Source organism: Streptococcus sp. 2021WUSS126, assembly GCF_044427255.1.
In the GTDB taxonomy this organism is placed as follows: domain Bacteria; phylum Bacillota; class Bacilli; order Lactobacillales; family Streptococcaceae; genus Streptococcus; species Streptococcus hashimotonensis.
The window spans coordinates 1-12310 of sequence record NZ_JAOTGI010000010.1; the positions used below are offsets into that span (position 1 = coordinate 1).

General features: G+C 41.6%; 12 protein-coding genes and 1 pseudogene. 6 read left to right on the forward strand and 7 right to left on the reverse strand.

The features are described from left to right. The 3 genes and pseudogenes from ODU39_RS05445 to ODU39_RS05455 all read right to left on the reverse strand — a co-directional run. Window positions 1-147, reverse strand: a pseudogene (locus tag ODU39_RS05445) (IS4 family transposase); the annotation flags it as partial. A 65-nt stretch (window positions 148-212) separates the two neighbouring features. Beyond that, the gene (locus ODU39_RS05450) at window positions 213-1244 is read right to left on the reverse strand and encodes an IS110 family transposase (protein ID WP_398579800.1); all 1032 of its coding nucleotides are present in this window, start codon (window positions 1242-1244) and stop codon (window positions 213-215) included. A gap of 662 nt (window positions 1245-1906) precedes the next feature. Beyond that, window positions 1907-2230, reverse strand: a complete 324-nt coding sequence (locus tag ODU39_RS05455) for a hypothetical protein (RefSeq protein ID WP_136671789.1) — start codon at window positions 2228-2230, stop codon at window positions 1907-1909. Between the two features lie 91 nt (window positions 2231-2321). On the opposite strand from ODU39_RS05455, the gene ODU39_RS05460 reads away from it, so the two are divergent. Continuing rightward, window positions 2322-2537, forward strand: a complete 216-nt coding sequence (locus tag ODU39_RS05460; RefSeq protein WP_004194749.1) for a YdbC family protein — start codon at window positions 2322-2324, stop codon at window positions 2535-2537. 11 nt (window positions 2538-2548) lie between these two features. Here ODU39_RS05460 and ODU39_RS05465 read toward each other — a convergent pair whose 3' ends face one another. Then, on the reverse strand, window positions 2549-3088 hold the full coding sequence (locus ODU39_RS05465; protein ID WP_398579801.1) for a biotin transporter BioY: 540 nt from the start codon (window positions 3086-3088) through the stop codon (window positions 2549-2551). A gap of 168 nt (window positions 3089-3256) precedes the next feature. On the opposite strand from ODU39_RS05465, the gene ODU39_RS05470 reads away from it, so the two are divergent. After that, a complete protein-coding gene (locus ODU39_RS05470; protein WP_398579802.1) occupies window positions 3257-3994 on the forward strand; it encodes a cyclase family protein in 738 nt (245 codons plus the stop codon). Between the two features lie 50 nt (window positions 3995-4044). On the opposite strand, the gene gorA is transcribed toward ODU39_RS05470, so the two are convergent. After that, window positions 4045-5394 (reverse strand): glutathione-disulfide reductase, encoded by a 1350-nt coding sequence (gorA, locus tag ODU39_RS05475; RefSeq protein ID WP_398579803.1) that lies wholly within the window; start codon window positions 5392-5394, stop codon window positions 4045-4047. 213 nt (window positions 5395-5607) lie between these two features. On the opposite strand from gorA, the gene ODU39_RS05480 reads away from it, so the two are divergent. The 4 genes from ODU39_RS05480 to ODU39_RS05495 all read left to right on the forward strand — a co-directional run bounded on the left by ODU39_RS05480 (window position 5608) and on the right by ODU39_RS05495 (window position 9933). After that, the gene (locus ODU39_RS05480) at window positions 5608-6765 is read left to right on the forward strand and encodes an efflux RND transporter periplasmic adaptor subunit (RefSeq protein ID WP_105256676.1); all 1158 of its coding nucleotides are present in this window, start codon (window positions 5608-5610) and stop codon (window positions 6763-6765) included. Beyond that, window positions 6746-7441 (forward strand): ABC transporter ATP-binding protein, encoded by a 696-nt coding sequence (locus tag ODU39_RS05485; protein ID WP_044679028.1) that lies wholly within the window; start codon window positions 6746-6748, stop codon window positions 7439-7441. Before ODU39_RS05480 ends, ODU39_RS05485 begins: the two co-directional genes overlap by 20 nt. Next, a complete protein-coding gene (locus ODU39_RS05490; RefSeq protein WP_398579804.1) occupies window positions 7442-8689 on the forward strand; it encodes an ABC transporter permease in 1248 nt (415 codons plus the stop codon). A 125-nt stretch (window positions 8690-8814) separates the two neighbouring features. Next, window positions 8815-9933: an LLM class flavin-dependent oxidoreductase gene (locus ODU39_RS05495; protein ID WP_105256677.1), complete on the forward strand. Its 1119-nt coding sequence runs from the start codon at window positions 8815-8817 to the stop codon at window positions 9931-9933. Between the two features lie 156 nt (window positions 9934-10089). On the opposite strand, the gene lysS is transcribed toward ODU39_RS05495, so the two are convergent. Together lysS and ODU39_RS05505 are read right to left on the reverse strand one after the other, a co-directional pair. Continuing rightward, window positions 10090-11580: a lysine--tRNA ligase gene (gene lysS / locus ODU39_RS05500; protein WP_105120806.1), complete on the reverse strand. Its 1491-nt coding sequence runs from the start codon at window positions 11578-11580 to the stop codon at window positions 10090-10092. 102 nt (window positions 11581-11682) lie between these two features. Continuing rightward, on the reverse strand, window positions 11683-12309 hold the full coding sequence (locus ODU39_RS05505; RefSeq protein ID WP_398579805.1) for a histidine phosphatase family protein: 627 nt from the start codon (window positions 12307-12309) through the stop codon (window positions 11683-11685). Window position 12310: the final 1 nt, after the last annotated feature.

Below are 12310 nucleotides of genomic sequence, written 5' to 3' on the forward strand. Positions count from 1 at the left end.
CATGGTAAGTATAGCTTGAATCATGGTTTTCATCGTTAGCTGACTTTTCCGACTAAAATCTTTTTCAGGATGAAGCACAAACTGGTTTGCGGTGGAAACGATGTCGTTAATACTATCAAGTAAATGAACTTTAATCTGATCTAGCATGACTTTTCCCCTTTTATTTTTAGTGTAACATAAAAACTAACCCACCACAAAATGTGATAGGTTAGTTAACTTAATGACATTGGGTCTGCTAGGGGACTTCCTTTTTGTTTTTTGACAGCGAAAGCGGCTTGGCATAAACATTTCTTCAAATAAGAATTACCATGCCGAATCTTGGTACTTCGTTTCTTACCAGCACTCTCATTATTACCTGGACAGAGTCCTGCCCAAGAAGCTAAATGTCCAGCAGTGGGAAACTGACTCATGTCAACTCCAACCTCAGAAATGATAACAGAAGCTGTAATGACATCAATGCCTGGGATGGAATCCAATATTTCTACATGGTTTTCATATTGTGATAGATAGACATTGATTCGCTCTTCCAACAACTCAATCTGCTTCTGATAAAAATCATAAATCTCTAAGGACTGCTTTAACATAAAGCGATGATGATCAGAGAAATAACCGTCCAAGGCTTCCATAAGCTGTGGCACTTTCTTCTTCAGGCTGGTATAAACGGATTGATGGACAATGCGAGGTGTGATAGGCGTCCTATCAACCAGTAGCTGAAGGAGATTACGACCAGATAGCCCCATAATATCTTCAATATAGGTCGTTAGCTTAATACCACCTGACTGAAGAATTTTATGGATACGATTGGTTTCTTGATTGCGACTTTCCACATAATGTTTTCGCTGTCTGGTCAACTCCCTCAATTCTTGAATGGTTTCATCGGGAACGAAACTCCGAGGAAGCAGACCAATCCGTGTTAATTTAGCAATCCAGTGAGCATCCTTCTTGTCGGTTTTCTGACCTGGGATAGCCTTCATATGGGCTGGTTGAGCCAGTATCAACTCGAAGTCATCACATAGAGCATGCCAGACAGGTCGCCAATAGATACCTGTACTTTCCATGCCAACAGCTTCCACATGAAATTGACTGAGAAAATCGTGGCAAGCACGTAGGCCTTTAGTCGTTGTATCAAATGTAGCCATCTCACGCTTTGGACGAGTTGAGGTGAGAGGTCCATGTAGGATACAGACAACAATATTGGCTTGATGGACATCAATACCTGCACAAGATTGATAGAGAACATCCATGACAATTCCCTCCTTCTAAAAATTAGAGAGCTTATCTACCGAATTTTAGTCGTATTTTTATACTCATGCCTATCGCATATTTTGGGGTGCTCGTCAGTAGAGTGGATCAGTTTTTCCCGCGATGAATAACATCATTAACTCGTCAACCACAAAGCCCTCACTAAGATTATACACCTAGTGAGGGCTTTATGTTCGTTTTCATTATTCTGTGGGTGAGGGCGGAGCCATCATGGATGTCTTTCCCGCTCCCTATTTCCAACTTCAAACACTCCACTGGATTGTTTGAACTCGCTTTGCCGTACTCTTCAGGGGTGACTTGCTCCGCAAGTGCTATCTCCAACCTTGCACAGTCACTCGACTGTACAAGCTGTCTGCAGCTATTGAAGCGAATCGCCCTATCTCCAACCTCCAAAGGTTCCCCAAACCTTTGGAGCGAGTACTAATACTCAATAAAAATCAAAAATAGCAAGTCTAAGCTACTTATAACATGTGAAACCTTAATTTATAAGTTTGAGTTGAGGATTGTGGATTTCAAGTAGCTGTTTTCTTCTAAAAAAATAACAAAATCGAAACGCTCCATATCCACTTGGAGCGGTAGGTGGCTATTTTTGATTTTAAATGAGTATAAAAGTAAACTAAAAGACTATAAAAAGGCTGAAATTTCAGCCTTTTGTTTGTTGTTGAGAAGTCTTGATGCTATCTGGAACCAAGGTAACTTTTTTGATGTCCTCGATTTTTATAATGCTGGTAACCTGACGTTTGAAATTTTTCATGATAATCCGTTGGCGATTGGTATCATATTTCACAATGTCACCTGTGAAACTACGATCACCATAGATGACATGGACTGCAGCTTTTTTATATAAAGCCAGCTCCAAGTTATTCTTGATTTCTTCCTTGCTATCTGGCTCAATAGACTTAGGAACTTTGCCATGTTCTAAAAAGACGGTGATCTGCTCGAAAATAACTTCTAAAAACCTCTTCATGGCATAATCCTTTCAAACTTGATATAATTATATTATCTAATTTTTATAAAAATGACAAGCTTTTTCGAATAGATAAGCGAGGAGGTAACAAATGGCAGAATTTACATTTGAAATTGAAGAAAAATTATTGGTCTTATCTGAAAATGATAAAGGATGGACCAAGGAGCTTAATCGAGTATCTTTTAATGGAGCACCAGCCAAGTATGACATCCGTACCTGGAGTCCTGACCATACCAAGATGGGGAAAGGGATCACTCTTAGCAATGAGGAATTTCAAGTTCTACTCGATGCGTTTGCTAATAAATAAATGAAAGAAGCCTAAGCAAAATAGGCTTCTTTTTTGATAACAGGTTGCAATAAACGATGACAAATCATGACTAGTGTAATTTTAGCTAAATCAGGAAGAACGAAAGGCAGAACAGTCCATCCGATAGTGTCAGTCCAACTGGCACCTGAAACTAGCTTAAATACAAAACAGCCGAGAAGGAAACAGATACTTGTTCCAAGTAGGCAGGCTAGAAAAATTGTAACTGGTGAGGAGTCTGATTTAGTGAGGGCAGAAGTGATAATAGTGTAGAGTAGAAACCCCCATAGAAAGCCAGAAGTCGATCCTGTGAGTGCAGCAAAGCCACCAGAAAAACCAGCAAAAACAGGTAAACCGATAGCGCCAAGAACTAGATATAAGCTGACACTTGTAATTGCCTCCTTGGGTTTGTATAGACAAGCTACTAAGCCGATAGCCAGGGTTTGTAATGTAAATGGTACAGGTCCAATAGACAGACTGATTTGTGAAAGGGTGGAAATTAAGGCTGTTCCAATAGCGATATAAACAAGTGATTTGATAGAAGTTGTTTTCATTTGTTATCCTTTTAAAATTTTATGGTTAACAAAAATTATAGTGAGATTGGATAAGAAAGTCAATGCTCTTTCATCGGCTGTAACAACTCTATAGTAAAAAACAACAAATTATATGTAAAACAACCTATACCTATGCTAGAATAATAAAAAAAGAAAGTGAGGATTTCTATGACAGAATTACTTGATATTTACCGTACTCTTAAATCTAAAACTTGGGTAGACTTGACTCACCAAATCAATGAAAATAGCCCGCATTTCCCTGCGCTACCAGCTCTCGAAAAGAAAGCCCTATTTACTCATAAGGATGGCTTCTTTGTCGAACAATTTACGGTTGTGGGGCAGTATGGAACCCATATTGATCCTCCGATTCATTTTGTAGAGGGAGCTCGTTATCTTGATGAGATTGATTTGAAAGATTTACTCCTGCCACTCTACGTTATTGATAAATCTGCTGCTGTTATAGCAAATAATGACTATGAGATAACTAAGCAGGATATTTTAGACTTTGAGGCTGAATATGGCCCGATAGCGCCAGAATCTTTTGTTGCCTTTCGTTCGGATTGGTCAAAGCGCTGGCCTAGTCAAGATGCCATTCGTAATCTAGACGAAGATGGAGTTCAACGTACACCAGGATGGAGTCATGAAGCTCTAGAATATTTGATTGAAGAACGTCAGGTGAAAGCAGTTGGTCATGAAACATTGGATACCGATTCAGGAGTATCTGCAGCCAAACACGGAGGAAGTTTACCAGAAGAATACTATCTCCTATCAAAAGATATTTATCAGTTGGAAGTATTGGCAAACTTGGATCAGGTACCACCAACAGGCGCATTGATTTCAATCGCTTTTCCTCATTGGGAGAAGGCTTCGGGTTCACCAGTGCGAGCAATTGCTATATTACCATAAGAAAAAGTCCAGACAGTGCTGACCTTCATGTCTGGACTTTTTCAATTGAGTTAACGCATAGTAACAAATTCTTCAGAACCTGTCGGATGGATGGCGACAACGGCATCAAATTCTTCTTTTGTAGCTCCCATTTTGATAGCAACTGAGAATCCTTGAATCATTTCATCGACACTATAGCCAATGCCGTGCAGACCAACGACTTTTTCATTTTCTCCTACGGTTACTAATTTAAACTTGGCCATTTGGCGGTTGTTTTCTAGGGCAGTGTACATAGAAGTAAAGGCTGAAGTATAGACTTTTACATTGTCCTGACCGTATTGGGCAATCGCTTCGTCCTCAGTTAGACCAACTGTTCCGATAGCGGGGTGAGAAAAGACGACAGTTGGGATGGTTGTGTAATCCATTTTTGCGGTTGGTTTATTGTTAAATAAACGTTCTGCCAAAAGGCGACCTGCCTTGATTGCAACGGGTGTTAATTCTTTTTCACCAGTCACATCACCGAGGGCATAGATACCTGGTACAACTGTTTCTTGGTATTCATTGACAGAAATATGTCCTGAAGAAGTAAGTTGAACACTAGTTGCTTCTAGGTTAAGTTTGTCAATATTTGGTTTACGTCCAATTGCCCAAAGGACCTTCTGAGCAATATGGCTACTACCGTCAGCAAAGTTAATCTGGATTTGTCCATCATCAGTTTTTTCAAGACTGACAGGAGTTTTCCCGGTATGGAGTGGAAGGTTGGTACGTTGCATTTCTTCCATCAAGGCATCAACAATGTAGGTATCAAAGTTACGAAGAGGGCGATTGCCACGAACAAAGAGGTCAGTTTGGACACCGAGTCCATGTAGGAGACCGGCCATTTCCACAGCGATATAACCAGCACCAATCACAGCCACAGAAGAAGGTAATTCTTCCCATGCAAAGACATTGTCAGATACAATCCCTAGCTCACTACCAGGAATAGCAGGGACTGCCGGTTTGGCGCCAGTTGCGATGACAATGTGTTTTGCACGAATCAGCTCACCATTGACTTCAACCGTTTGATTGTCCACAAAACGTGCGAAACCCTGGATAACTTCTACTCCGTTATTGTTAAAAGTATTACCGTAGGATGCGCGTGAACGCTCAATATAGGCTTCGCGATTTTTACGCAAGGTGGCAAAATCAAAGGTCACTTCTTGGCTAGTAAATCCATATTCAGGTCCATAATGCTGGATGGCTTCTGCTACCTGAGAACCGTACCACATAATTTTTTTGGGTACACAGCCAAGGTTAACACAGGTCCCTCCTAGATAGCTTCCCTCAATAACTGCTGCCTTGGCACCGTACATAGCGGCTCGGTTCATGGTAGCGATGCCTCCGCTCCCGCCTCCGATAGCGATAATATCAAACACTTTCATAAATTTCCTCCAATAAAGGTCAATAATTATATTCATTGTAACGCTTTTTTGTATGTCAATCAAAAATCTGCTACGTTACCTTACAAAAATGTAAGTGGGAAAATCGCCAAACTTTTTATAAAATAGTTAGGAAAAAACTTGCATTTGTTCTTGTATTTGTGTATTATATAGACAACACAAATAGGTATGTTTTGTAAAGAAAAGGAGTTTGTTATGTTAAAGACAAAGAAAGCAAAAATTGCTTTGTTTGGTGGTCTTGGAGTGGTCGCAGTTGCCTTAGTAGGTGGGGCTTTAATTTTTAGCAATATGCTAACATCGCCATCATCTTCGGAAGATGTAGCCATGAGTATGACCTATACTGTTGCTAAAGAAGGCTCAATTGCTTCCTCAACGCTACTTACAGGAACGATTACAGCAGCAGACGAGCAGTATGTTTACTATGATCCTTCTAAGGGAGATTTGAGTGAGGTTTTGGTTGCTCCAGGTGCTAAGGTCGAAGTAGGTACCCCTTTGATTCGCTATGATGCTACAGAATTACAGTCTGCTTTGGATACTGCTGTTCGTGGTCGTGATAAGATTGGTCGCCAAATTGCAGACTTAAGAACCAACGGTCAGACTGTTCAAACAACTGGTGATGCAGAAACAGATGCTGCAGCAACTGCTACTGCACAACGTTCAGTAGATATGCAGTTAGCAGACTTGAATGATTCATACGCAGATGCTCAAGCTGCGGTTGATAAAGCCTATACAGCCTTAACAGAAGCGACAGTAACTAGTACCGTTGCTGGTACAGTTGTTGAGGTGAATAAGGCTGTTTCTAAGAATTCTACATCGAGCCAAACAGTTGTACACATTGTAAATCAAGGTAGTTTGCAAGTAACAGGTAGTTTGACAGAATACGATTTGGCTAACATTGCAGTGGATCAAGAGGTCAAGCTGACTAGCAAGGTATATCCCGATAAGACTTGGACAGGGAAAATTACCTATATTTCAAACTATCCATCTAGTGATCAAGCTGGTGCTGCTACAACAGGAACTAGTGGTTCAGGTGCTAAATATCCATTTAAGGCAGCTTTAACTAGTAAATTAGGTGAGTTGAAGCAAGGATTTTCTGTAAATATTGAGGTTGTCAATACAAGTAAAAACATTTTAATTCCGGTGTCCGCAGTTGTGCCAGAAGAAGATAAAAACTATGTGTGGACCTTGGTTGATGGGAAAGCTAAGAAAGTAGAAGTCACTCTGGGGAACGCAGATGCTTTGAATCAGGAAGTGACCGCTGGTATAGCAGCAGGAGATAAGGTTATTACCATTCCAACTCCGAATCTCGAAGATGGCAAAGAGGTTGAAGCCAATGAAGAACCAGCTTATTAGACTAACAAGTATCAATAAATCCTACAAAAATGGTGATCAAGAACTCCAAGTTTTAAAGAATATTGATTTAGAGGTGGAAGAGGGAGAATTTCTTGCCATTATGGGGCCCTCTGGTTCAGGGAAATCAACCTTGATGAACATTATTGGGCTTTTAGATCGTTCCAGTTCAGGAAACTATTGGTTGGAAGGTGAAGAAGTCAGTCAACTTTCTGAGAAAAAATTAGCTCAGGTTCGGAATGACCAAATCGGTTTCGTTTTTCAACAATTTTTCCTTTTATCGAAACTTAACGCCCTTCAAAATGTAGAATTACCCTTGATTTATGCTGGAGTTCCATCAAGCAAACGTAAGGAACTAGCTAAACAATATCTTGAAAAAGTTGAATTGGCAGAGCGGATGACGCATTTACCATCAGAATTGTCTGGTGGTCAAAAACAACGGGTAGCTATTGCTCGTGCACTAGTCAATACCCCAGCTATTATTTTAGCAGATGAGCCTACAGGTGCCCTAGATACCAAGACAGGTGAGCAGATTATGCAACTTCTGACGGAGTTGAATAATGAAGGAAAGACCATTATCATGGTTACGCATGAGCCTGAGATTGCTGCCTACGCAAAACGAAAAATCGTTCTACGTGATGGAGTAATTACCGAAGATAGTCGAAGGGAGGGAGTTTAGATGGAAAATTGGAAATTCGCCCTCAAATCTATTATGGCTCATAAAATGAGATCGCTCCTTACTATGTTAGGTATCATCATTGGCGTGGCTGCAGTTGTCATTATTGTTGCCATGGGAACAGGGGTGGCCAAAAGCATAGAAAAGTCTCTAGCTGGTGATCAAAATAATGTTCAGGTTTACTTTACTGCCTTCTCCAGTTCAGGCACAGCTTTCGGTCCGTTTGGCACAGCGTCGACGGAAGAACCAATCTTAGAGGAAGAGCCGGATTTGACGGATTCTACTTTAAAAGGATTGCTAGAGCTTGATGGCGTATCAAACTATTACTCCAGTATCAGCAACATAGCTGAAGTCAGATCGGGCAATAAAAAAGCAGAGAATGTCACTATTACTGGTGTTAGCCAGAATTTCTTTGCTGTGAAAGAGTATGAGATTTTAGCTGGTCGTCAGTTTACAGCTAACGACTATAGTCGTTTTTCACGTATGATTATGTTAGATACGGCATTAGCAGAGAAGTTATTTGGTTCTATAGAGAGCTCTCTCAATCAGACGATTAGTGTTAATAGCAATGCTTATCTCGTAATAGGGGTCTACAAAGATCCGAAAGCAGGGACAGCTATTTATGGAATGAATTCAGGTGGAAATGCCGTAATGACTAATACGCAGTTAGCTGCTGAAACAGGCATGAAAGAAAATTCTCAAATCTTTGTCCATGTTGAAGATGTTACACGGGCAACAGAAGTTGGTCAGGCTGCTGCAGATTACTTGACTAAAGCGACTGGATTGAAAGAAGCGAGATACGAGATTTATGATATGTCAGCCATGTTGGAGGAGTTTAAATCTCAAATGTCTGGTGTTACCTTGTTTATCGGTGCTGTTGCAGGTATCTCCTTGCTAGTTGGTGGTATCGGTGTCATGAATATCATGCTGGTATCAGTAACTGAGCGGACTCGTGAAATCGGTCTTCGAAAAGCGCTTGGAGCAACTAGAGGAAATATCTTGGTTCAATTCTTGATAGAAGCGATGGTCTTGACAACTCTTGGTGGAGCAATTGGTCTCGCAATCGCTCAGACAATAGTGTTCTTGCTCAATGTGAGCAAGGCGTTGGGCGAAAGAATAGCTGCTGAAATTTCAATTCCTGTTGTATTAGGTAGTCTGGCTTTCTCAGCAGTAGTTGGTATTGTGTTTGGTGTACTACCTGCAAACAAAGCATCTAAGCTTGATCCAATTGAAGCTTTGCGCTATGAATAATCTATTGAAACGATTAGGTTTTCCTAGTCGTTTTATTTTTTGAGCAAATCAATTGACCATATCACTAACTAGAGATAAAATAAACGCATCAATTAAGAAATAGTGATTTCAAAGGAGAACACATCATGGTAGAATTAGGTATTTCAACATTTGGCGAAACAACTCCACTAGAAAAAACAGGGGAAACTTACAGCCACGACGAGCGGATTCGCCAGCTAGTCAAAGAAATCGAATTAGCTGATGCGGTGGGGCTTGATGTTTATGGGATTGGGGAGCATCACCGAGAAGATTTTGCGGTTTCTGCACCTGAGATTGTGCTGGCAGCTGGTGCCGTCAATACCAAGCATATCAAGCTAACATCAGCAGTTTCAATCCTTTCCTCCATGGACCCTGTACGACTTTATCAGCAGTACACCACCATAGATGCTTTGTCAAATGGCAGAGCGGAAATCATGGCGGGTCGTGGTTCCTTTACGGAGTCATTCCCCTTGTTTGGCTATGATCTCCGTGACTATGAAGAACTCTTCGATGAAAAGCTAGATATGCTTCTGGAAATCGACAAGGAAACCAATCTCAAGTGGGATGGACATTTTACCCAGTCAGTCGATAATAAGCCAGTCTATCCACGTCCTGTTCAGGAAGACTTTCCGATTTGGGTCGCAACTGGGGGCAATGTAGAATCCACCATCAAAATTGCTAAGAAGGGCTTGCCAATCGTTTATGCTGTCATTGGTGCAGGGACCCATCGCTTTAAACCTTTAGTCGATGCTTATCGCAAGGTTGCCCGCAACTCAGGTCATAATCCAAAGAAAACGAAAGTTGCAGCACATTCTTGGGGTTGGATTGCAGACGACCATGACAAGGCTGTGGAAGAATACTATCATCCAACTAAAGTAATTACGGACAATATCGCTAAAGATCGCCCACATTGGAGCGAGATGACCAAGGCGCAATATTTCTATTCCTTGACAGATGAAGGGGCAACCATCGTCGGAGATCCAAAACGAGTTGCTGAAAAAATTATCAAGACTATTGGAACACTTGACTTGGACCGTTTCTTCCTCCATCTCCCAATCGGATCTATGCCACATGAAGATGTCCTCCGTGCCATCGAACTCTACGGAACAGAAGTTGCGCCAATTGTTCGAGAATATTTTGCAAAAAAGAAGAGAATCAGTCCCAAGACTGATGAGATAGTTGATAGGATGAGCTATACTATAGTCGATCCTAAATATTTTTCATAATCTCCTGAAAATCCTGACCAAGTGGTTGGGATTTTTTGCATGCAAAAACACTCTTGGAATTTCCAAGAGTGTTTTAAGTAACAGTGTTAAACAGTTTGTAGTTTTTATTTCATCATCGGGAGTGATAAGGTCTGGTAGACTTTTTCAGCTAATCTCCTATTTCATAGTCGGAAATAGGAGTACATCCCGAATAGTAGTGGTGTCTGTCAAGAGCATGCAGAGGCGGTCGATACCGATTCCGAGGCCGCCTGTTGGTGGCATACCGTATTCGAGGGCTTCGATGTAGTCGTAGTCAACGCCTGTCGCTTCGTCGTCACCGAGTTCTTTAGCCTTAGCTTGGGCTTCGAAACGTTCCAATTGGTCGATTGGGTCGTTCAATTCTGTAAAGGCGTTTCCGTATTCCTTGGTCATGATGAAGAGCTCGAAGCGGTCTGTGAAGCGTGGGTCTTCATCGTTTTTCTTAGCCAGTGGAGATACGGCTACTGGGTGACCATAGACAAAGGTTGGTTGGATAAGAGTTGCTTCAACGTATTCTTCAAAGAAGCTGTTGATGATTTGACCAACTTCTGTATGGTGTTTTTCCACAGGGACCTTGTGCTCAGCTGCAAGGGCTTTTGCTTCCTCGAAGCTCATCTCTTGCCAGAAGTCCACGCCAGTTTGTTCCTTAATAGCATCAACCATGTGGATACGCTTGAATGGCTCATGGATAGCAATTTCAGTGCCCTGATAAGTCACAGGACCATCACCGACAACAGCCTTGGCAGTGTGCTGGATAATACCTTCGGTCAAGTCCATGATGTCTTGATAGTCTGCATAAGCTTGGTAAACCTCAATGGAAGTGAACTCAGGGTTGTGGGTCGCATCCATACCTTCGTTGCGGAAGATACGGCCGATTTCATAAACGCGTTCCATACCGCCGACAATCAGGCGTTTGAGGTGGAGTTCTGTCGCGATACGAAGCACCATGTCAATGTTTTGGGCATTGTGGTGGGTAATGAATGGACGAGCTGCAGCACCACCAGCTTCGTTGTGAAGAACTGGTGTTTCCACTTCCAAGAAACCAAGTCCATCAAGGTAACGGCGGATTTCTGAGATAATTCTTGAGCGGGTCACAAAGCGATCAAAGCTCTCGCGGTTGGTAATCAAGTCCAAATAACGTTTGCGGTAGCGGGTCTCGATGTCTGTCAAACCGTGGAATTTTTCTGGCAATGGGCGGAGCGCTTTAGAAAGGTGAGTCAACTTGCGAGCATGGATAGACAACTCACCAACGTTTGTCTTGAAGACATCTCCCTCGACACCGATAAAGTCACCAAGGTCTGCTTTTTTGAAGATTTCATAATTTTCTTCGCCAACATCATCCTTACGAACGTAGATTTGAATCTGGCCTTCGCGGTCTTGAATGTGAGCAAAACCTGCCTTACCCTTACCACGCTTGGTCATAATACGACCTGCAATGATTGCTGTTTGCCCTAATTCTTCCAAGTCTTCTTTTGATTTGTCTTCGTACTGAGCCTTCAATTCAGCTGAATTTGCAGAACGCTCAAAACGTTTTCCAAATGGGTCAATGCCCTGTTCGGCAAGAGCCGTCATTTTCTCACGACGGACAATCTGTTGGTCATTTAATTCTTCAAAATGTTCAGTTGACATAAAAATTTTATTCCTCCAAAGTCTGTTATTTCTATTTTATCATAGAAGAGAGAAAAAATCAGTATAAATTGCTAATAGGATAGGAAAAAACAGCAGAAAATTCTACTGTTTTGCTTTATAGCTGGTATCATTCCAAGCTAATTCTGTAAAGTTTTCGAAATCGCTTGTTTCTAAAATAGTAACCGATGCATTATCCAAACCACCTCGGTGACGCAGTTGGGCTGGTGGAAAACCAAGCAGGCGATGGATAGAAGCGGTTAGAAAGGCACCATGACTGACGATGAGGACTGTTTCCAGGTTTTCTTCTTGAAGAGCCTGGATAAAATTGACCATTCTCTGTGTGACCTGATGGACAGATTCGGCATCAAAGACATCGTGTTTAAATCGTGCTAGATTATGTTTGAGTGCCCAGGCTTGTTTGGGGTAGATGGCACGAAAAATTGCCATCTTGCTTCCTTCTAGCGTTCCAAAATTCCATTCACGTAGTTGTGGCGTGGTTAGAACGGTTTGGCAATGGTGATTGGCTTTGGCAATTTCTACGGCAGTGCTATGTGCGCGCTGCAAATCACTAGAATAAATAGCATCAAAGGGGATTTCAGCAAGGTATTTGCCTAGTTTTTCTAAATCCTGATAAGATTCGGGCAAGAGAGCTGAATCTCCAGAATAGCCTTGAAAGCGTCCCTCTAAATTCCATTCGGTCTTACCGTGACGGACAAAGTAAATTTTCAAG